General features: G+C 71.8%; 14 protein-coding genes and 4 pseudogenes. 9 read left to right on the top strand and 9 right to left on the bottom strand.

Translation table 11 applies throughout. The features are described from left to right. Positions 1–165: 165 nt before the first annotated feature. Entirely contained in the window at positions 166–1,155 is a 990-nt protein-coding gene (locus tag ACZ6JT_RS03680; RefSeq protein ID WP_469208170.1) for a LacI family DNA-binding transcriptional regulator, read from the top strand. 283 nt (positions 1,156–1,438) lie between these two features. Next, positions 1,439–2,488, top strand: a complete 1,050-nt coding sequence (locus ACZ6JT_RS03675) for an aldose epimerase family protein (protein WP_469206796.1) — start codon at positions 1,439–1,441, stop codon at positions 2,486–2,488. A 736-nt stretch (positions 2,489–3,224) separates the two neighbouring features. Here ACZ6JT_RS03675 and ACZ6JT_RS03670 read toward each other — a convergent pair. Genes ACZ6JT_RS03670 through ACZ6JT_RS03660 form a run of 3 tightly spaced genes read right to left on the bottom strand, consistent with a single transcriptional unit; the run spans position 3,225 to position 6,342 of the window. Then, entirely contained in the window at positions 3,225–3,653 is a 429-nt protein-coding gene (locus tag ACZ6JT_RS03670; protein WP_469206794.1) for an STAS domain-containing protein, read from the bottom strand. Continuing rightward, positions 3,650–4,732, bottom strand: coding sequence for a cobalamin B12-binding domain-containing protein (locus tag ACZ6JT_RS03665; RefSeq protein ID WP_469206792.1), 1,083 nt, complete (start codon positions 4,730–4,732; stop codon positions 3,650–3,652). Before ACZ6JT_RS03665 ends, ACZ6JT_RS03670 begins: the two co-directional genes overlap by 4 nt. Continuing rightward, positions 4,729–6,342 (bottom strand): SpoIIE family protein phosphatase, encoded by a 1,614-nt coding sequence (locus ACZ6JT_RS03660; protein ID WP_469208168.1) that lies wholly within the window; start codon positions 6,340–6,342, stop codon positions 4,729–4,731. The genes ACZ6JT_RS03665 and ACZ6JT_RS03660 overlap by 4 nt, the downstream gene beginning before the upstream one ends. Before the next feature lie 319 nt (positions 6,343–6,661). Here ACZ6JT_RS03660 and ACZ6JT_RS03655 point away from each other — a divergent pair, with 319 nt between their 5' ends. Next, positions 6,662–7,162, top strand: coding sequence for a MarR family winged helix-turn-helix transcriptional regulator (locus tag ACZ6JT_RS03655; RefSeq protein ID WP_469206790.1), 501 nt, complete (start codon positions 6,662–6,664; stop codon positions 7,160–7,162). 11 nt (positions 7,163–7,173) lie between these two features. On the opposite strand, the gene ACZ6JT_RS03650 is transcribed toward ACZ6JT_RS03655, so the two are convergent. Together ACZ6JT_RS03650 and ACZ6JT_RS03645 are read right to left on the bottom strand one after the other, a co-directional pair. After that, positions 7,174–8,337: a PP2C family protein-serine/threonine phosphatase gene (locus tag ACZ6JT_RS03650; protein ID WP_469206788.1), complete on the bottom strand. Its 1,164-nt coding sequence runs from the start codon at positions 8,335–8,337 to the stop codon at positions 7,174–7,176. 192 nt (positions 8,338–8,529) lie between these two features. Next, positions 8,530–8,985, bottom strand: a pseudogene (locus ACZ6JT_RS03645) (phospholipase D-like domain-containing protein); the annotation flags it as partial. Positions 8,986–9,014: 29 nt separating this feature from the next. On the opposite strand from ACZ6JT_RS03645, the pseudogene ACZ6JT_RS03640 reads away from it, so the two are divergent. Beyond that, positions 9,015–9,521: pseudogene (locus ACZ6JT_RS03640) on the top strand (IS5 family transposase); the annotation flags it as partial. A gap of 75 nt (positions 9,522–9,596) precedes the next feature. Here the strand turns inward: ACZ6JT_RS03640 and ACZ6JT_RS03635 are convergent. Further along, positions 9,597–10,365 (bottom strand): annotated as a pseudogene (locus ACZ6JT_RS03635) (transposase family protein). A gap of 61 nt (positions 10,366–10,426) precedes the next feature. Here ACZ6JT_RS03635 and ACZ6JT_RS03630 point away from each other — a divergent pair. After that, complete coding sequence (locus ACZ6JT_RS03630) at positions 10,427–10,765, top strand: acetylxylan esterase (RefSeq protein ID WP_469206786.1); 339 nt, start codon at positions 10,427–10,429, stop codon at positions 10,763–10,765. Positions 10,766–10,957: 192 nt separating this feature from the next. Then, positions 10,958–11,428 (top strand): annotated as a pseudogene (locus ACZ6JT_RS03625) (family 1 glycosylhydrolase); the annotation flags it as partial. Between the two features lie 63 nt (positions 11,429–11,491). Here the strand turns inward: ACZ6JT_RS03625 and xylA are convergent. Beyond that, positions 11,492–12,664: a xylose isomerase gene (gene xylA / locus ACZ6JT_RS03620; RefSeq protein ID WP_469206784.1), complete on the bottom strand. Its 1,173-nt coding sequence runs from the start codon at positions 12,662–12,664 to the stop codon at positions 11,492–11,494. Positions 12,665–12,757: 93 nt separating this feature from the next. Here xylA and xylB point away from each other — a divergent pair, with 93 nt between their 5' ends. Together xylB and ACZ6JT_RS03610 are read left to right on the top strand one after the other, a co-directional pair. Beyond that, entirely contained in the window at positions 12,758–14,188 is a 1,431-nt protein-coding gene (gene xylB, locus ACZ6JT_RS03615) for a xylulokinase (RefSeq protein ID WP_469206782.1), read from the top strand. 14 nt (positions 14,189–14,202) lie between these two features. Further along, on the top strand, positions 14,203–15,414 hold the full coding sequence (locus tag ACZ6JT_RS03610) for an ROK family protein (RefSeq protein ID WP_469206780.1): 1,212 nt from the start codon (positions 14,203–14,205) through the stop codon (positions 15,412–15,414). Positions 15,415–15,471: 57 nt separating this feature from the next. On the opposite strand, the gene araA is transcribed toward ACZ6JT_RS03610, so the two are convergent. Next, positions 15,472–16,983, bottom strand: a complete 1,512-nt coding sequence (gene araA, locus ACZ6JT_RS03605) for an L-arabinose isomerase (protein WP_469206778.1) — start codon at positions 16,981–16,983, stop codon at positions 15,472–15,474. 85 nt (positions 16,984–17,068) lie between these two features. Beyond that, complete coding sequence (araB, locus tag ACZ6JT_RS03600) at positions 17,069–18,763, bottom strand: ribulokinase (protein WP_469206776.1); 1,695 nt, start codon at positions 18,761–18,763, stop codon at positions 17,069–17,071. A 506-nt stretch (positions 18,764–19,269) separates the two neighbouring features. Between araB and ACZ6JT_RS03595 the strand changes: the two genes are divergently transcribed. Then, entirely contained in the window at positions 19,270–20,274 is a 1,005-nt protein-coding gene (locus ACZ6JT_RS03595; protein ID WP_469206774.1) for an ABC transporter substrate-binding protein, read from the top strand. Positions 20,275–20,308: the final 34 nt, after the last annotated feature.

Below are 20,308 nucleotides of genomic sequence, written 5' to 3'. Positions count from 1 at the left end.
GGGAGTGCGCCAGGCGAGCGCCTGCCGCTGGTCTGCTCGAGGACGGAGCTGACCGCATGCTCGCATCGCCTTCGTCGAGGGTCGGTAGCGTACCGTGGCCCGGAGCCGAGGAGGGAAGTGCCCGTGGGAAACGACAGCGCCGGGACCGAGCGTCGTCACCCCGTGATGGCGGACGTGGCGAAACTGGCCGGCGTGTCCCACCAGACGGTGTCCCGGGTGCTCAACGGCGCCCCGCACGTGCGGCCCGGGACCCGGGAGCGGGTGCTCGCCGCCATCCGCGAGCTGGACTACCGGCCCAACTCCGCTGCCCGCGCTCTGGTCACCCGCCGCTCGCAGACTCTCGGCGTGGTCAGCTTCGCATCGACCCTGTACGGTCCCGCCTCGATGCTGCACGGCATCGAACAGGCCGCGCGTAGTGCGGGGTACTTCGTCAGCGTGACGAGTCTGCACTCCCTGGACGGCCGCTCGGTTCAGGAGGCCGTCGACCGACTGCGCGACCAAGGCGTGGAAGGCGTGGTCGTGATCGCGCCCCAGATCTCCGCCGTCAGTGCGGTGGCCAGGCTCTCCAGCTCCGTGCCGGTCGTCGCGGTCGGACCGGGCAGTCAGTCGCGGGTTCCGATGGTCTCGGTGGACAACCGGTCCGGCGCCGAAGCGGCCACCAGGCACCTGCTCGATCTGGGTCACCGCACCGTGCACCACCTGGCCGGCCCGGCCGGCTGGCTGGAGAGCCGGGACCGCCAGGAGGGCTGGCGCGGTGCGCTGGAGGCCGCCGGCGCCGCCGTGCCGCGTGTCGAGCCCGGCGACTGGAGCGCGCGCGCCGGCTACCAGGCGGGCTTGCGGATCGCCGAACTGGACGAGGTCACCGCCGTCTTCTGCGCCAACGACCACATGGCGCTCGGCCTGCTACGCGCCCTGCACGAGGCCGGCCGCTCGATCCCGGGCGACATCAGCGTGGTCGGCTTCGACGACATTCCCGAGGCCGCCTACTTCACCCCGCCCCTGACCACCGTGCGGCAGGACTTCGGCGAGCTCGGCCGCCGGGCCCTGGAACTGCTCGTCGAGGAACTGGGGGGCACCGCCCACGCCGGTGCTCACGTGCGGATTCCGCCCGAGATGGTGCTGCGTCGCAGCGCGGGCCCCGTCACCCGTCGTTGAGCCGGCAACCTCCGCCCCGAGGCTGACCGCCCCTTCGGGCCACGCCCACTGCCGCGTCGGACACATTCGACCGAGCTCCGGCATCCCTTGACAGAGCTGATTGTTAACGCTAACACTCTATGGTACCTGCCACGTCGTCAGCGGAGCCGCCCTCGCGCCGCCCCTTCCCCGCCGCCCCGCCGATGGCACCCGCCCGTACGGCGGGCGTCGGTCCCCTCCCTGCCGCGTTGAACGGAGTAGTCGCGTGTCGCGAGACGCACTCGTATCCCATGGTGAAGTGACGGTGACCCAGGAGACTGCCGCAGGGCTCCCGGACGGGCGGCGCATCACCCGCTGGACGTTCGGGTCCCCGGGGGGCGTGACGGCGGAGGTGCTCAGTCTGGGAGCCCGCTTGCAGGCCCTGCACACGCCGGACCGCGACGGGCGGTGTGCCAACGTCGTCCTGGGCTGCGAGAGCACAGCGGATCTGTTCGGGGAGGCTGCCTACTTCGGCGCGACGGTCGGCCGCTACGCCAATCGGATCGCCGGCGGAACGCTGACCCTGGGCGGCACGACGCACCGGCTGGCGACCCAGCAGGACCGCCACACCCTGCACGGCGGACCGGACGGCTTCGCCACCCGCCTCTGGGACGGCGTGCCGGTCCGCGTGGGCAGGCGGGCCGGCGTCCGTTTCCGCATGCACAGCCCCGACGGCGACCAGGGATTCCCGGGCGCCCTCACGGCCGAGGTCACCTACCTGCTCGGCCCCGACGGTGAACTCTCCCTCACTTACCGCGCGACCACGGACGCCCCGACGGTCGTCAACCTCACCAACCACATGTACGTCAACCTGGCCGGCGAGGGCTGTGGGACGGTGCTCGGCCACCTGCTGCGGGTCGAAGCCGCCCGTTACACCCCGGTGGACGCAGAACTGATACCGCTCGGTCCGGCGGAGCCCGTCACCGGCACGCCGTTCGACCTCCGCGAGGCCCAGACGATCGGTGCCCGCATCACCGAGGAACACCCGCAGATCCGCCGGGCCGGCGACGGCTTCGACCACAACTGGGTGCTCGACGGCACCGGGCTCAGGCGGGCCGCCGTCCTGAGTCACCCTGCCAGCGGCCGCCGTGTCGAATGCCTGACGACGGAGCCGGGGCTCCAGGTCTACACCGGAAACCACTTCGACGGCTCGCTGACCGGCCGCTCCGGTCGCCCGTACTTCGCGTACGCGGGCATCGCGCTGGAGACCCAGCACTTTCCCGACTCGCCCAACCGGCCCGAGTACCCCTCCACCTGCCTGCGCCCGGGGGAGGAGTACCGCTCGATGACGGTGTACCGCTTTTCGGCCGACTAGTGTGCGCGGCCCGCAGGGCTTCTCGTCCGCACCGCGTGACCGCCCTCGGGAGCGCGGTCCCCGGGTGGTGCGGCCGGAACTCCGCGCCGGTGACCGGCCGTCGGCGGCGCTCGGTGTTCCGTCACCGGCGACGGCTACACGTCGACGACCGTCGCGGCCGGTCCCGCCGCTCCGCCGGCCGGCGTTCGTGACCTGCGGCTGACGCTGCACGGCTGCTTCCGCCTGGCCGCCTTCAGCTCCGCCGCGTCCGCGGGACCGACAGGGGCCCCGCTGCCACGAGACCGGCGGCCCGTCCGGGGGGCGGGCCGCCACCCTCCCCACATCTGTGCCCATACCCGGGGCAGGGCGCCGGGACCGCCGAAGCCCCATGCCGCTCACCGACCCCGAGGCGGACGAACCAGGTTCTGTCTCTTTGGTCAGCGTCGGATCCAGATGATCTCCCGCGCGACCTGTGGGCGCCGCATCAGATCGGTGGTCACCGACTTCGGCACCCGCGGGGCGACCGGCGGTGTCTTCGGGACCGCTCCGCCCGCTACCGCTCGCGCCCAGGGACACCTCCGCAGACTCCGGCACACCAGGGTTCACGGGATATCGCCCGCCGAGGAGAACATGCCGCACCGAGGGCACGTGAGCCCTCGTGACACACCAGACCCGCTGGTCCCCCACCTGCCGGATGGCGCTGATCCCTCGGAGGTGTGCGGCGTACGGCGGTCGCCGGGCCCGCTCGGGCAAGCCGTCAGCTGGAGTCGGAATGGCTGGAGCGGGCCTGTACAGGCTCCTCCGCGGCCTCGGCTTCCTCCTGGGTGCCGGCGGAGGGGGTGCCCGCAGCGGTGCGCCGGGCCGTCAGGTGGCCGAGGGTCCCCGTCAGCTCCAGGATGCGGTCCAGGCAGACGGGCCGGTCCACGAGGTGCAGTTGTACGTCTGCGGTGTCGGTGAGGCGTCGGATCATCAGCAGGGTCGACAGCCCGGTGGAGTCCACCGCGGTGAGGTTCCCGCAGTGCAGGTGCAGGTCCGTCATGCCGGTGCGGTCCGCCAGGATGCGTACGACGGCATCGAGGAGGTCGTCCGCGCACTCGTAGTCGAAGTGGCCGTGCAGTTCGATGCGTACGGTGTCGACGGTGTCCACGTACGTCAGCCGGAGTGGGTCGGACGGTGCGAAGGTCATACGGAAGTCCTGGCGCCGGGGACATGGGTGCGGGGCAGGAAGGTCGCGGAGGATCTGAGGATCGCGGTCGCGCGCGGGAAGTCCTTGAGCTCCTGCCCGAGGAGCTCGAGGGCCGGAGGCAGCGAGTGGGCGGGGACACCGCGTGCGGTGAGGATGCCGGCGGTCCACTGCAGGAACCGGGTGAAGAGGTCTTCGTCGTCGGTGTAGAGGGCGGCGGCGAGGAATTCCACGATGTGGGAGAGGTCTTCGGCTGTCCGCTCGCGCTGCGTGTCGCTGTAGCCGCGCATGGCCGGGTAGGCCTTCAGCAGTCCGTCGAAGACCGTGCGTACGAGCTGGGGCCTGGTGCGGGTGACCAGGGTGTACTCCTGGTCGGTCAGGTGGGGGAGGTCGTCGATGACCTGGTGGTCGAGCCGGGGACGGGGCAGCGGACGGCGGGCGAGGTCGCGTGCCGCCGTCCGGGCGTCGGGGGCCCAGGAGTCCGCTTTGAGCATGCGGGCGTATCTCCCGTTGGGTCCGAAGGCGGCGCCGCCGACGAGGACGGGGGTGCCGGCGGCCTGGCAGGCGGTGATCGTGGCGTGCGCGGTGGGCAGGCGGGTGGGAAGGGAGCTGGACAGCGCCACCACGTCCGTGTCGGTGGAGTGGATGTGCGTGATGAGGTGCGCGGTGGGGACCTGGGCGCCGAGGTAGTCCACGCGCCAGCCCCGCAGTCTCATCACTTCCGCCAGGAGCCGGGCGGGCAGGGCGTGCCATTCGCCGTCGACGCAGGCCACCGTGATCCGGCCGCGCGTGGGTGTCGTGCGCGCCGCCGGGTGCTGGGCGACCGCCGCCACGGCCCGCTCGTTGATGGCGGTGGCGGCGTGTTCCTGTGCGACGGTGATGCGGTTGGCGGCCCATTCCTCGCCCACCCGCCGTTGAGTGGGCGCGATGACATCGAGCAGCACGCTCTCGGCGTCGAGGCCTTCGTCCAAGGCCCTGCGCACCACTGTGGTCGCGGACGCCTCGTCGCCGCACAGGGCGGCCTCCCACACGCGTTGCGCCAGGGCTGCGAGGGTCGAGGTCCTGACCGTGTCGATGCTCATGAGGTGAACCTGCCCCGAGTATGGCCGTCCACCGCACTGAGGTGGTTGGTGCGGGGCGCGGAGATGACCACGACGGCCATGTCGTCGTGGCGTCCGGTCCCCACCCATTGGGAGGCGAGCATCTGCACCCGCTCCACCACCGCCTCGCCCGGCATGCCCGCGCACTCCTCCAGGGCCCGGACGAGTCTCGCCTCGCCGAACTGCGTCCCGCCCATCGGGCCGCCTCGCGCCTCGCTGATCCCGTCCGTGTACAGAACGCAGCTCTCGCCCGGCGCCAGAGTGACCTGTACGGTCTCGGCGGTGACCTGGGGAAGCGCGCCCACGAGGGTGCCCTTGGTCGGAGCCTCCTCGACCCGCCCGTCGGAGCGCAGGATCAGCGGTGCGGGGTGGCCCGCGCTGGTCAGTCGCAGCCGCACGGTGTTGCCGTCCCGCATCGCTGAGGCCAGGACCAGGGTCGCGAAGCGGGCGTTGTGGGAGTTGAGGAGCGAGGTGTTCAGAAGGCTCAGGATCCGCTGGTGGTCCTGTGCTATCGGCAGCAGGGCGTGGAGCGTGTTGCGGATCTTTCCGGTCATCACGGCGGCTTCCAGCCCCTTGCCGCAGACGTCTCCCAGAACGACGAGGGACGCGTCGCCCGGCACGGTGGCGGGGTGCACGTCGTAGAAGTCCCCGCCGATCCGCTCGTGGTCCATGGAGGGTCGGTACCCGCCTGCGTACTCCACGCCGGAGACCTGGTGCAGCAACGGCGGCAGCAGTTCGCGCATCAGGACGTTGGTGATGGAGGTCTGCTCGGCGTAGAGCCGGGCGGCGGACATCGCGGCGCCGGCGCGCGCGGCGAACAGCCTCGCGAACACCTCCTCTTCCGCGCTGAACTCGTTCGTACCGGCGCCGCGCAGCAGGACCAGCGCCCCCGCCGGCACGCCGTGGCCGGGCAGGGGGGTGATGACGATGGATCCCACGGGGCCGAAACCGTCGGGGATCAGCCAGGCCGGAGCGGTGGCGGGGGCGATCCAGCGGGAGGGGACCGGAGGAAATCCCTGCAGCGCCTCGCCGAGTCCCGGGACCTGCCCCGGATCCGCGGTGATACGGGACGAGGAGGGGGACCCTCCGCGCAGGCAGGCCACCACGGGCAGCTCGCGGCCGCGCGAGGGAGCGATGACCAGGGCCGCGTCCGCGAGGTGGGCCGCGGCCATGCGCGCCGTGACGTCCATGCACCGCTCCAGGTTCAGCGATGACAGCAGCAGGTTCGACGCCTCGGTCAGGAGCGCCGTACGTTCGCGCTCCGCCCGCAGTGCTTCACGGGCCAGCCGGTGGTCGGTGTCGTCGACCAGCCACCACACCACGGTGCCGTCGTCGCGCACCGTCGGATGGGCCTCGTAGGTGCGGCCGCCGACCGGACCCTGGACGGCGGGGATCCCGGCGCCGGGAGGTCGCGTATGAGCCGAGGAGAGCCAGTCGGGGACCGCGTCCCCCAGGGCCGAGCCGGGACGGGCGCGGGGAAAAACCAGGCCGGCCGCCTTGTTGACGAACAGCAGCACCGACTCGGCATCCGTCACGAGCACTGGATAGGGTGCGTCACCCCACGCACTGCGCACCACGGCACGGTCGTACATGGTCTCGGTGGAATTCACCAAATACTGAAGGCCCGCTGCGCGAACCCCTCACCCCATCACATCGAAGACGACAGTTGCCTTGTGGCAACTATCGTCCACTTGGCGGCTTTCCCACAACCGCGCCCCCCGTTCACCCGCGTCCCCCACGACATGCGCACCGATTGCACACATCTCCTACGCCTTCCTGCGCCGGTGCCGCACAAGGTCCCGGCGCACGGCACGGTGCGGCCGGGGCGCTCGGGCATGACATCTCCCCGCCGGGTGGGTCTCGCATGCGGCGGCGCCTGACAAATGGGCTCGCGGCTGACACAGTGGTGCGATGCCCCGAGCCGTTACCCCACATGCCGAAGAGCAGGGTGCTCTCGACGCCTGTGCCGTCGCGGAGCTGCTCGAGGTCCTCTGGTGCTCGAACCAGGACACCGCCGTGGGGCCGGTCCCGCCGTCCCAGCTGCGTGCTCTGACGGTGATCGAACAGCGGGCCGGCATCAATCTGCGTGACCTCGGGGAGGCGCTGGGCTCGGCGCCACCCGCGGTGAGCCGCCTGTGCGACCGCCTGGAAGCGGCCGGCCTCCTCGAGCGTTCCCGCGGCAGGATCAACCGCCGCGAGGTGGAGCTGACCCTGAGCCGGCGCGGAAGCGCCGTCCTGGCGGAGACCCGGGCCCTGCGGGCGCACAAGGCGGCCGAGGTGCTCCAGCACATGTCCCTCCAGGACCGTCGTTCCCTGGCCCAGGGCCTCGCCGCGTTCCGCGACGCGGCCGCCGCGCACGTCAGGCTCGGAGGGCTTCCGGACCGTGACGAGGCCCTGCCCGACACCGGCTGAGCGCCTTGAGCTCAGGGCCTGCCGAACCAGTCCAGGCAGGTGACCAGGGCGTCGTCATCGGCAGTGGTGTCGCGGTAGGTGGCCAGCTCCTCCAGGATCGCGCGCGGCACAGCGGCGGCGGGCAGAAGGCTGGTCGCGTGGATGGCGCGGGCCAGCGCGCGTTCGCCGTAGGCCACCCCGCCCCGGTCCGCGGCCCCGTAGACGCCGTCGCTCACGAAGATCAGACGGTCGCCCGGGAGGGCTTCGAAGGGCTGCACCGTGTACGAGGACTCCTCGAACATGCCCAAGGGGAACTGGGCCTCGAAGGGGACTCTCTCCACGGATCTCTCCCGGTAGCGCCACAGCTGTGGCGACCCGGCGTCCACGACCTGACCGCGGCCGGTGGCCAGCTCCAGGCACAGGAGGAGGGTGGAGACGTACTCCCGGCCGCGGTACTGCGCGAAGACGGCCTGGTCCGCCAGCGCCGCCTGATCCGCGATGTTGACCCCGGCCCTCCTGGCGTTGCGCAGCGCGTTGATGGCGAGATTCGTCAGCAGCGAGGCCTGGATCCCCTCGCCCATGCCGTTGGTGACGGTCATGGTGAGCGTTTCGGCGGTGGTGGACCAGTCGAAGTTGTCGCCGTGGATGTCGTAAGCGGGTTCGAGCTGCGCTCCGATGGCGTACTCCGGCCGCGCGCACGCCCGCCCGGGCAGCAGCTGCCACTGCATCTCGGCAGCCAGGGTCAGCCGGCTGGCCCGGCGGGCCCGGAGGTACAGATCGGTGTCCCGTTCCGCGACGATGATCTCGTGGCCCAGCAGTTCCGCGATGTCCGTCAGTTCGCCGACGGCCTCCGGCGTGCACAGGCGGTCGGGCATGCGCACGGTGAGGATCCCGAGCCGGTCACCGCGCACGGTCACCGGCAGGTGCAGGTCCAGGGCGTCGCCCTCGGCTGAGTACTGACCGTACGGTTCCTGGCTGCCGAACGCGCGGCCCTCCGGCGTGGTCTGGACGGGCAGCGGCTCTGCGGTGTCGGGCGGTGTGGTGAGCCGTTGCAGGACGCTCAGGCTGTAGTCCGCCATCAGGAGGTGGACTTGGACGGCCTCGTAGTGCGTCATGAGCGCGGAGCGAACCGTGCGGAGCAGATCGTGCGGTGCGGCAGTGCGCAGCGCACGCTCCACAGCCAGGAAATTCGTCATGGAGAGCGTCATTTCTTGCAGAGCGGTCGAGGGAGAGCCGACGGTCGTTCGCGCGGTGCCCATGTGCGGGGCGGAGCTTGACGGAGCGCACACGGGCAGCAGGCGCGGGCTCGCCCTCGCCGACCACGACCACTGTTCAGCACCTAAAAAATTGCCATGCAGCAACCACGCCCTGATTTTAGCGCCCGTTGGCTACAGGTAGCGGCGGATCGGCAGCACCGCTGACTCCCGGGCGCGCTGCAGCACCGACCGCCGCTTCCAGCGGTCGGGGCGGATGAGCTCACTGGCCTCGAGGTCCTCGTCGTAGTGCGGGTCGAGGGAGGCCGTGAACTCGACGTCCATGACGGCGAGCATGACCTCCTCGTCGTGATCGAGGGAGCGACGGTTGAAGTGGGTGGAGCCGACCAGGGAGACCACGCCGTCCATGGTCATGATCTTCGCGTGCATCATGGTCGGCTGGTACTCGTGGATGCGCACCCCGCAGGCGGTCAGCGCCTCGTAGTGGTGCTGGCCCGCAAGCTGACACACCCGTTTGTCCGTGTGGGGGCCGGGGAGCAGGATGTCGACTTCCACGCCGCGGCGGGCCGTGGCGCAGAGCAGGTCGATGAAGTAGACGTCGGGCGCGAAGTAGGCGGTCGCCAGCCGGACCGTACGTCGGCCGACAAAAAGGGGCGGCTCGCTCGGGCGAGCCCGCCGATCACTCACTCGGACGCTCCCGCGGCGGGCTGAGCACCAAGGTTCACCTCGCCGCAGACGGCGGGGCACGCCTCCGGGCCTTCGCCGTCACTGCAGGCCAGGCCGGTGACGCACCCACCTTCGAGGCGGTGATGTCCCGCATCCGCGTTCCCCGCGGCGGGCCTGGCCGACCACGAACGAGGCCCTTCGCCGTGCTGGCCGACCGGGCATATTCATCCCGCGCCATCCGCAGCCACGTACGGCGCCGCGGAATCCGGGCGGTCATCCCTCAACCGTCCGACCAGATCGGCCACCATTTGCGGCGAGGCCGACTCGGTGGCCGACCGCCAGGCTTCGACCGCGAGGTCTGCAAGCAGCGGAACACCGTCGAGCGGTGCATCAACCGCCTCGAGCAGTGGCGCGGCCTGGCCACACGAACCGACAAACTCGCCCTCGCCCAGCAGGCCGCACTCCACCTCGCCGGCATCCTCATCTGGATCCGACGCTGACCAAAGAGACAGAAGCTAAAGGGTGTTGCAGAAGGTTTGTCTCGGGCAGGCCTGAGTGGTTTCTGACCTGCTATTTCACCCGGTGAGGGCGAGGTTGTGCATGGTGGCGACTGCCTGGACGGCGTGGTGGAGGCCGTCGCTCTTCTGCCGGCAGTCGCCGAGGATCTTCCAGTTCTTCATGCGGGCGAAGGTGTGCTCGACGCGGGCACGGACCCGTCGGTGTTCGGCGTTGTCCTCCTCCTGACCTCGCAGGAGGGGACGGCCGGCCCTTCTGCGGTGCGGGACGATCAGCCCGGTGCTCCGGTAGGCGCCGTCCGCGATCACCGTCGCCTTGGCCGCCGCGGCCGGAAGATCCGACTCCCGCCACACGTGGGCCTCGGCCTGTTCCCCGGCGCCGGCCGGGCCGAAGCGACCACCAGGCGGCTGTCGGCATCGATGACGACCTGCACGTTCGCCGAGAACCGGTAGTTGCGCGACGAGGCCGCGACTTTGCGGTCGCGGACCGGGATCAGGGTGCCGTCCACGATCCACAACCGGCCCACGTCCGCGACAGGCCGCGGGGCTGGCTCCAGGGCGAGCAGCGGCCCGAGCCGCGGGATGCCCCGGCAGACCGTCGCCGAGGAGATCCCGAACAGCGGGGCGAGCTGTCGCATCGTGAGGTTCGTGCGGTAGTACACGGCCACCAGCAGCACCCGCTCCGCCAACGGAAGGCACCACGGCCGGCCGCCACCAGGACCATTCCCGCCCCGCTCCCGGACCACCTTCACCAGTTCGCGAACCGATCCGTCCGCAAGCCCGTGAACGTCTCCACCCACAACGACTCAGCCCGCAACACCCCACCCATAAAGGCAAAATGCCCGAAGACGAGCCTTCTGCAACACCCTTTGGACGATCACCGACCACACGTGTCCGAGCCCGCCGACGTCGACGCCTTCTGTCGGCGGATTCCTGCCGGCGCCCGTCTCGCCCGGGACGGCGTGGCGGTGGCCATGCCGGACGTTCCGGTCCTGTGCCCCTTCCGCCGGGCTGCCGCGATCTGCGGTGACGGTCCGGACCAGGAGATCGCCACGTACCTGCGCCGGTACAGCCGCCACCGCGTGGAGCCGGCGTTCGCCACCCCCGCCCACTTCGCCTGGCGCGCCACCGCGCCGACGCTGTTCAGCGTGGGCCTGAGGGGCCCGGTTTGCCCGCCCTCCACGGTCTGCGCCACCTTCAACCGGTACGCGGGCGAGAAAGCGGCATGACCGTATGGCCGTTCGGCGACCACGGCGGCGGCTGCGGTTCTGCTTGGCACCGGAGCTCTGAGCGCCCCGTACCACCGGACCGGGCCGACCGGGCCGCTCCCCTCACCGCGCCACGCCCCCGAAACCGAGGAGCCCGACAGACCCATGAGGTACCGCCCATGAGCACCCCGGCCTCCCGGAACTGCCCGCTGCCTGGACTTCTACGACCGATTGATCGACGATCTCCTGGCCGTCGGAGTCGCCCCCGCCGTCACCCTCTACCACCGGGATTTGCCCCAGGCCCTGGAGGGCCGCGGTGGCTGGCGCGTCAGGGAGACCCGGCGCACCACCATGGGATGGCCCGTCGTCCCGGACGCGCTCACGGAACTGCTCCGCGCACTCCACGCCCGCCACCCGCGGCTTCCGCCGGTCTGGATCACCGGGAACGGCTCCGCGGAGGATGACACCGTCGGCCTCGACGGCCGGGTCCATGACACCGTGCGGATCGACTACCTGGCGGACCACCTCGCCGCCGTCGCCGACGCCCTCTCCGCCGGGGTGGACGTGCGCGGCTACTACGTGTGGTCGCTGCTGGACGACTTCGATGCGGCGCGCGGCCACCGTCAGCGCTTGGGCCTGGTCCACGTGGACCACGACACCCTGACCCGGAGGCCCAAGGACAGCTACCACTGGTGCGTGCGGACCCGGGCCGTGGAACGCCACGGCCCGGCTCACGGGCACAACGGCTCAGCGGGCGCCGAGGAGGTGTTCGAGGGCGAGCTGGTCCAAGTGCTCGAAGGCCATGCCGCGGCGGGCGCCGGCATCGACGTCGAAGTCGTCGAAGGCGGAGCGGTCCGCCAGGAGACCGGCGAGGCCGTCCTCGGCGGTGGGGAGGGCGAGTTCGGGCAGTCGGGAGGCAGCGAGCGCGGCCTGGACCTCCGGATCGGACCGGAAGGCGCGGGAACGCTGCGCCAGGAGCAAGTAGTTGCGCATGCAGGCGGCCGCCGAGGCCCAGACGCCGGCGAAATCCTCGGTGCGCGGCGGCTTGAAGTCGAAGTGGCGGGGGCCGTCGTAGCCGGCCGACTCCAGCAGGTCGACCAGCCAGAAGGCCTGGCGCAGGTCGCCCGCGCCGAAGCGCAGGTCCTGGTCGTACTTGATGCCGGACTGGCCGTTGAGGTCGATGTGGAACAGCTTGCCGTGCCACAGGGCCTGGGCGATGCCGTGCGGGAAGTTCAGCCCGGCCATCTGCTCGTGGCCGACCTCCGGGTTGAGACCGACCCGCTCGGGCCGGTCCAACTCGTTGATGAACGCCAGGGCGTGGCCGATGGTGGGCAGCAGGATGTCGCCGCGTGGCTCGTTCGGCTTGGGCTCGATTGCGAAGCGCAGGTCGTAGCCCTGGCTGTCGACGTACTCGCCCAGCAGGTCGAAGGCCTCCTTCAGCCGGTCGAGGGCGGTGCGCACGTCCTTGGCCCCGCCCGACTCGGCGCCCTCGCGGCCGCCCCAGGCCACGTAGACCGAGGCGCCGAGTTCCACGGCCAGGTCGATGTTGCGGATCGTCTTGCGCAGCGCGTACCGGCGGACGTCCCGGTCGTTGGCGGTGAAGGCGCCGTCCTTGAAGACGGGGTGGGTGAAGAGGTTGGTGGTGGCCATCGGCACCTTCAACCCGGCCGTGTCGAGTGCGGTGCGGAAGCGCTTGACCGCCTGCTCGCGCGCGGCGTCACCGGCCGCGAAGGGGATCAGGTCGTCGTCGTGGAACGTGACGCCGTAGGCGCCGAGCCCGGCCAGCCGCTCCACGGTCTCGACCGGGTCGAGGGCGGGCCGGGTGGCGTCGCCGAAGGGGTCCCGGCCCTGCCAGCCGACGGTCCACAGGCCGAAGGTGAACCTGTGAGCGGGAGTGGGGACGAGCGGGTCGCTGGTCATGGGGCGCTCCGGATCCGGGCCGAGGGCTATTAGTAATGACGGAAAACAAATTAGTATGCGGAGACGCCAGAAGGAACCCCACCGGAGGAACGCATGGCTGCTCAGCGTGTCGTGATCGGCGTCGACAGCTCGACCCAGTCCACCAAGGCCCTCGCCGTCGACCTGGATACCGGCACCGTCCTGGGGGAGGGCCGCGCCACGCACGCCGTCAGCGCGGGCGCCGGACGCGAGAGCGACCCAGAAGAGTGGTGGCGGGCGCTCGGCGCGGCCCTGGCGGGCACCGGCTGGGCGGATCGCGTCGCCGCATGCTCGATCGCCGGTCAGCAGCACGGCCTGGTCACCCTCGACCCGGCCGGCCGGCCGGTGCGCCCGGCACTGCTGTGGAACGACGTCCGCTCCGCCCCGCAGGCCACGGCACTCGCAGCCGCGTTCGGCCCGGCAGAGCTCGCCCGCCGCACCGGGAGCGTCCCGACGGCCGCCTTCACCTCCGCCAAGTGGGCCTGGCTGCGTGCGAACGAGCCTGCCGCCGCCGACCGCGTCACCGCGGTCCGGCTTCCCCACGACTTCCTGACGGAGCGGCTGACCGGTGAGGCGGTGACGGACCGCGGGGACGCCTCCGGCACCGGCTGGTGGGGTCCGCACGGCTACGACCAGGAGGTCCTCGCCCGGATCGGACTCGACTCCGAGCTGCTGCCGGAAGTCCTCCCGCCGGGCGCCCGGGCGGGCCTCGTCCGCGCCGGGATGCCCCTGCGCGAGGGCGCGCTGGTGGCCACCGGGACCGGGGACAACATGGCCGCCGCGCTCGGGCTGGGCCTGCCCCCCGGACGTCCCGTGCTGAGCCTCGGCACCTCCGGCACCGTCTACGCCGTCGGCCGCACGCGCCCCGCCGACCCGAGCGGAACCGTGGCCGGATTCGCCGACGCCCTCGGCGGCTGGCTGCCGCTCGCCTGCACGCTCAATTGCGCCCTCGCCGTCGACCGCTTCGCCACCCTCGTCGGCCGCGACCGCGAGGCCGTCGAAGAAGGAGGCACGGTGGTGGTGCTTCCCTACCTCGACGGCGAGCGCACGCCGGACCTCCCGGGCGCCTCCGGCCTGGTCCACGGTCTGCGCCACGACACCACACCGGGACAGCTGCTCCAGGCCGCCTACGACGGCGCCGCCCACGCCCTGCTCACGGCGCTGGGCGGCGTGCTCCTGGCCGCAGGAGAGGACCCCGCCCCCGACGAACCACTGCTGCTGATCGGCGGCGGAGCCCGCGGCGCGGCCTGGCAGCGGACCGTCCTGAGACTGTCCGGCCGAGCGGTCCAGGTGCCCGCGGCCCGGGAACTGGTCGCGCTCGGGGCAGCGGCCCAGGCCGCCGCTCTGCTCACCGGTGAGTCGGCCGACGCCGTCGCCCGGCGCTGGCGGACCGCCGAGGGCCGGGTACTGGACCCCGTACCCCGGGACGACGACACACTCGAACGGATCACCAGTACGCTGCGGCGGGCGCGGGCGTTGCAGGAGGCGCCGCCGGAAGAACGATAGGAGGGTCGGCTGCCATGGCGGGGATCGGCAGGGCGGGCGGGGGAGTGGAGGACGCGCCCGCCTCACAGCAAGGGATGCGTCGGCGGAACCTCGCGGTGGTGATCGGCGCGGTCGCCGCGCACGGCCCGCTCTCCCGGGCGGACGTCGCCGGGCGCACGGGTCTGACCAGGCCGGCCGTCTCCTCCATGGTCGACGAGCTCATCGGCCGCGGCGCGCTGACCGAGACGGAGACCGCGCCCAGCGGACGCGTCGGCCGCCCCGGGCGGGCCCTGGCCCTGAACGACCGGGGCCCCGCCGGCCTCGGCCTGGAGATAGGCGTCACCCATCTCGCCGCGTGCGTCGTGGACCTGCGCGGTGAACCCCGGGTGTGGCGTCGAGTGGCGCGGGCCAACGCGGGCCGACCGGCCGCGCAGGTACTGGCGGAGGCCGCCGCGCTGGGCGCCGACGCGGAGGCCGAGGCCGCCGCCCTCGGCCTGCGCGTCGCGGGCCGCGTCCTGGCCGTGCCCGGGGTGGTGCCGAACGAGCCGAGCGGACTCGTCGCGAACGCCCCCAACCTCGGCTGGCAGGCCGTCCGCCCCGCTGACCACTGGCCCGACCCCGACACCGTGCCCGCCCCGGAGAACGAGGCCAACCTCGGGGCGCTGGCCGAGCAGTGGCACCAGGGACACCCCGCCGAGACCTTCGTCCACGTCTCCGCCGAGGCCGGAATCGGCGCCGCACTGATCATCGGCGGGCAGCTGTTCCGGGGCGCCCGCGGCTTCGCGGGCGAACTCGGCCACCTGCCCGTCCACCCGGAGGGCGCACCGTGTCCCTGCGGGGCACGCGGCTGCCTGGAGCAGTACGCGGGCGAAGCGGCCGTACTGCACGAGGCCGGGCTCGCGCACGCCGGCGACCCGGTGGCCCTGCTGGCCGAACGGGCGGCCGCCGGGGACGCGGCGACCCTGCGCGCCCTGGAGCGTGCAGGACGGGCCCTGGGCCTGGCTCTCACCTCGGCCGTGAACCTCATCGACCCGGACGGCCTCGTCCTGGGCGGCGCCTACGCCGAACTCGCCGACTGGCTCCTTCCGTCCCTGCGCGCCGAACTCGCCGCCCGGATCACCGTCCGGCCCTGGACCCCGGAGGCGGTACGCCCCTCAGCCCTGGGCCGGCGCGGACCGGTGCTGGGCGCGGCATGGTCGACCGTCCGACAGATCATCGCCGACCCCACCCGCCTGCCGGCCCGCTAGCGCCGCGGCTGCGAGGCTCCGCCGTCCGGTGCGGCAGGCCGCCCCGGCCGCACCGGTTCACAGCCCCCGTGCCAGCCGGTAGTACGCCTGGTTCCAGCGGAGATCGCGCCGGAACTGCTTCGGGGTGGTGGTCTCGTCGATGAGGGCGAGTTCCATGCGGAGCATTTCCGCCAGGTCGTCGAGGTGGTCGGAGGTGAGGGCGGTACTGAGGACGGTGTGGTGCGGTCCTCCGGCCGTCAGCCAGGATTCGGTGGAGGTCCGCAGGTCGGGTCGGGGCTGCCAGACCGCGCGGGCCACGGGCAGGGCAGGCAGGGGCTGGGGGGGTGCCACCACGTCGATGTCGTTGGCGATCAGGCGGAAGCGGTCGCCGAGGTCCGCGAGGCCGACCACCACGGCCGGACCGGGGGCGGCGTCGAACACCAGACGCACCGGGTCCTCCCGCCCGCCGATGCCGAGGGGATGGATCTCGCACCGGGGCCTGCCGGAGGCGATGGTGGGACAGACTTCGAGCATGTGCGCGCCGAGGATGAGCTCGTTGCCGGGTGTCAGGTCGTAGGTGTAGTCCTCCATGAAGGAGGTGCCGCCCGGGAGGCCGGCGGCGGCGACCTTGAGGGCGCGCAGCAGGACGGCGGTCTTCCAGTCGCCCTCTCCTCCGAAGCCGTATCCCTGGGCCATGAGCCGCTGGACCGCGATGCCGGGCAGCTGGCGCAGTCCGCCCAGGTCCTCGAAGTTGGTGGTGAAGGCCCCGAAGCCGCCCGTCTCGAGGAAGGTGCGCAGGCCGGCTTCGATGCGAGCGGCGTAACGCAGCGAGTCGTGCCGTTCGCCTCCCGGCCGCAGTTCCGGCGCCAGCTGGTACAGGTCCCCGTACTCCTTGACGAGGGAAGTCACCTCGGTCTCGTCAGCGCAGTCGACGACCTCCACCAGGTCGTTGACACCGTAGGTGTTGACGGAGACGCCGAAGCGCATCTGCGCCTCGACCTTGTCCCCTTCGGTGACGGCCACATCGCGCATGTTGTCGCCGAAGCGGGCGACCTTGAGTGTGGCCAGTTCGGAGCGTGCGGCGGCCGCCCGGGCCCAGATCGCGACACGTGCGGTCGTCGCCGGGTCGGTGACGTGCCCGGCCACGGTCTTGCGGGGTACGCCGAGGCGGGCTTGGACGTGCCCGAACTCGCGGTCGCCGTGGGCGGCTTGGTTGAGGTTCATGAAGTCCATGTCGATGGTGTCCCAGGGCAGGGCCACGTTCGACTGGGTGTGGAGGTGCAGCAGCGGCTTGCGCAGTGCGTCCAGCCCGGCGATCCACATCTTGGCCGGCGAGAAGGTGTGCATCCAGGCGATGAGCCCGATGCAGCGGTCGTCGGCGTTCGCGTCGAGGCACACCCGACGGATGGCATCGGCAGCGGTCAGTACCGGCTTCCACACGACGCGCGCGGGCATGCCGGAGGCGTCGGCCAGTACGGCGGCGATCTGCCTCGACTGGTCGGCGACCTGCTTCAGCGTCCCCTCCCCGTAGAGGCCTTGACTTCCGGTGAGGAACCAGATTTCCCGCGTGGGAGATGTTCGGCTGGGCACTTCGACTCCTGAAGGTGACGTCCCGCGGCGGCAGTGGGCGGGGCGGGCGGGGCGGGTGGGGAAGCGGGGAAGGGAGAGCGGGGGGTCAGCCCGCGGCGCGGGCCGTATCGCGGATTCGCCTCAGGCGGTGCAGCAGGCCGCCGGTACCGAAGTGGTCGTGCAGGAGCCGGTACTCGGCGAAGAGGGCGTCGTAGGCGTCGGCACGGGAGGCGTCGGGCGTGTAGACGGCGGGCAGTCTGCGGCCCATGGCGGCGGTGGCCGTGCGGACGTCGGGGTGCGCGCCGGCGGCCACGGCGGCGTGGATGGCCGACCCGAGGGCAGGGCCCTGGTCGGACGCGGCCAGGGAAACGGGGCGGCGCAGCACGTCGGAGTAGATCTGCATCAGCAGTTCGTTCTTGGCCAGTCCGCCGGCGACGATGAACTCGTGCACCGGTACGCCGCCCTTCTCAAGGGCCTCCACGATGACGCGGGTGCCGAACGCGGTGGCCTCGAGCAGCGCACGGTAGACGTCCTCGGGACGGGTCGCGAGGGTGAGCCCCACGACCACTCCGGAGAGGTGGTGGTCGACGAGGACGGAACGGTTGCCGTTCAGCCAGTCGAGGGCGACCAGTCCGTGGCCGCCGACCGGCTGCAGGGCGGCTTTCCGGGTCAGCAGGGTGTGCAGGCCCTCGCCGCGGTCGGCGGCCTCGGCGAGGTAGTCCGACGGGACGCCCTGGTCCAGTACCCAGGCGAAGATGTCGCCGACCGCGCTCTGGCCGGCCTCGTATCCGTAGGCTCCTTCGACGATTCCGCCGTGGACGACACCGCAGATGCCGGGGACGTCGGCGAGGACGGGAGCGTTCACGACGTGGCAGGTGGAGGTGCCCATGATGGCGAGCAGTTGACCGTCCTCGACGGCCTGGGCCGCCGCTGCGGTGACGTGGGCGTCGACGTTGCCCGCGGCAACGGCGATGCCGGGGCGCAGCCCCGTCCAGGCCGCCGCCTCCGTGCTGAGCGAGCCCACGCGTGAGCCCTGCGCGGAGAGGGGGAATGCGAGGCGGGTGCGTGCGAAGTCGGCGAACCGGGGGTTCAGCGCGGCCAGGTATTCCTCGCTCGGGTAGGCGCCGTCCTGGTGGATGCCCTTGTATCCGGCGGTGCAGGCGTTGCGGGACTCGGCTCCGGTGAGCTGCCACACGATCCAGTCGGCGGCCTCGATCCACCGCGCGCAGCTGTCGTAGACGAGCGCATCCTCCTCCAGGACCTGGAGGGCCTTCGCGAACTGCCATTCCGCGGAGATCCGGCCGCCGTAGCGGGTGATCCATTGTTCTCCGCGGGCGTGGGCGATTTCGTTGATGCGGTCGGCATGGGGCTGGGCCGCGTGGTGCTTCCACAGTTTGGGCCACGCGTGCGGCCGTCCGGCGAGGTCGGTCTCGGCGAGGGGAGTCCCGTCGGCCAGCGTGGGCAGGACGGTGCAGGCGGTGAAGTCGGTGGCGATGCCGATCACCGCGGCAGGATCGACTCCGGCCGCCGCCACGGCCTCCGGGACGGCGTGACGCAGTACGTCCCGCCAGTCCTGCGGGTGTTGCAGGGCCCAGTCCGGAGGCAGTTGCGCACCGCCGTGCGGCAGGTGCCGGTCGATGACGCCGTGCCGGTAGGCGTGGACCGCCGCGGCCAGCTCCTGACCGTCGCGAACCCGCACCACCACGGCGCGGCCCGACAGGGTGCCGAAGTCCACGCCGACCGTGTACTGCTCCGATTCCTCGGAAGGCGGGGTGGGCGTGAGGGGATGGGGTGACGTCAACGGAGTGCCTTTCGAAGGAGCCGTGGGGTGGTGGGCGGCGCGGCCCGGCAGCCGGAGATGCCCTTCCGGCGGTCCCGGCGGTCGGCGGTCCGCCGCCATGGCAGTGTGAGCGCTAACAATGTCGATAGGCAAGAGCTCTGCGTGGATCACGTGGGGAGCTCCCCCGACGTGGCGGCCTCCGTATACGGGGGCTCGACTCGATCTGGCGTTGGTTCGGCGCGGGTTGCCTTGCCCGGTCGAGACGGTGAAGTCGACGGTCTCGCGAAGGGGTGGAGTCGGCCTCGTTGCCCCACGCGGCGCGCGATAACGGACAGGTAACGCGTACAAGGGGGTTGAGAACCGCGCTTGTTAACGCTCACAATGCGACGGCGCCCCCGCCCGAGGGCGTCCGTCTCCTGTCGGCCCCGGCTTCGAGCCCGGCTCCGACCCCGCCCCGCCACCTGCCCCCGGCACAGCCCGGCCCCGGCCGTGCGGAGCTCTTCCGTACATCCGAAAGGACACCCGTCATGGCTCGCAGAGCAGCTCTCGTCCTCACCGCCGCCCTCCTCGCCTCCTCGGCGCTGACCGCCTGCTCGACCGAGGGCCCCGCAGCCTCCTCCTCCTCCTCCTCGGGAGCCAAGGGAGGCACCGGCGGCACGCTCACGATGGGCTTCGCCCAGGTCGGCGCCGAGAGCGGTTGGCGCACCGCCAACACCAAGTCCGTCCAGGAGGCGGCGAAGAAGGCCGGGATCGAGCTCAAGTTCTCCGACGCGCAGCAGAAGCAGGAGAACCAGATCAAGGCGATCCGCACCTTCATCCAGCAGAAGGTCGACGTCATCGCCTTCTCGCCGGTCGTGGAGTCCGGCTGGGACACGGTGCTGAAGGAGGCCAAGGACGCCGGCATCCCGGTCATCCTCACCGACCGCGCCGTGGACACCAAGGACACCTCCCTCTACAAGACCTTCCTCGGCTCGGACTTCGTCAAGGAGGGCAAGTCCGCGGGCGAGTGGCTGACCAGCGCGTACGCCAACGAGCAGGGTCCGGTCAACATCGTCGAGCTCCAGGGCACCACGGGCTCCGCACCCGCCAACGACCGCAAGGCCGGCTTCGCCGATGCCATCCGCACCGACGGCAAGTTCAAGATCGTGGCCTCGCAGTCGGGCGACTTCACCCGGGCCAAGGGCAAGGAGGTCATGCAGGCGTTCCTGAAGTCGCAGAAGGACATCGACGTCCTCTACGCCCACAACGACGACATGGCGCTCGGCGCCATCCAGGCCATCGAGGAGTCCGGCAAGAAGCCCGGTACGGACATCAAGGTGATCTCGGTGGACGGAATCAAGGACGCCTTCGTCGCGATGACCGAGGGCAAGATCAACGTCGTGGTGGAGTGCAACCCGCTGCTCGGCGACCAGCTGATGGAGCTGGCCAAGAAGGTCGTCGCAGGAGAAAGCGTGCCGACCCGGGTCGAGACCCAGGAGGGCGTCTTCCCGCAGGACAAGGCCGCGGCCGCGCTGCCTTCCCGGAACTACTGACGCGGCCGGCCGGTGCCGGAAGAGGCCCGGCCCG

This window comes from Streptomyces sp. NPDC046308 (assembly GCF_055588065.1).
The sequence above is the reverse complement of the archived record's forward strand: the minus strand, read 5'-3'. Positions and strand labels throughout refer to the sequence as shown.

Bases quoted from the DNA above. Each gene is read 5' to 3' on its own strand.
- ACZ6JT_RS03680 (WP_469208170.1), top strand. From the start codon at position 166: ATGGCGGACGTGGCGAAACTGGCCGGCGTGTCCCACCAGACGGTGTCC.
- ACZ6JT_RS03670 (WP_469206794.1), bottom strand. From the start codon at position 3,653: ATGACCTTCGCACCGTCCGACCCACTCCGGCTGACGTACGTGGACACC.
- ACZ6JT_RS03665 (WP_469206792.1), bottom strand. From the start codon at position 4,732: ATGAGCATCGACACGGTCAGGACCTCGACCCTCGCAGCCCTGGCGCAA.
- ACZ6JT_RS03660 (WP_469208168.1), bottom strand. From the start codon at position 6,342: ATGTACGACCGTGCCGTGGTGCGCAGTGCGTGGGGTGACGCACCCTAT.
- ACZ6JT_RS03655 (WP_469206790.1), top strand. From the start codon at position 6,662: ATGCCCCGAGCCGTTACCCCACATGCCGAAGAGCAGGGTGCTCTCGAC.
- ACZ6JT_RS03650 (WP_469206788.1), bottom strand. From the start codon at position 8,337: ATGACGAATTTCCTGGCTGTGGAGCGTGCGCTGCGCACTGCCGCACCG.
- xylA (WP_469206784.1), bottom strand. From the start codon at position 12,664: ATGACCAGCGACCCGCTCGTCCCCACTCCCGCTCACAGGTTCACCTTC.
- xylB (WP_469206782.1), top strand. From the start codon at position 12,758: ATGGCTGCTCAGCGTGTCGTGATCGGCGTCGACAGCTCGACCCAGTCC.
- ACZ6JT_RS03610 (WP_469206780.1), top strand. From the start codon at position 14,203: ATGGCGGGGATCGGCAGGGCGGGCGGGGGAGTGGAGGACGCGCCCGCC.
- ACZ6JT_RS03595 (WP_469206774.1), top strand. From the start codon at position 19,270: ATGGCTCGCAGAGCAGCTCTCGTCCTCACCGCCGCCCTCCTCGCCTCC.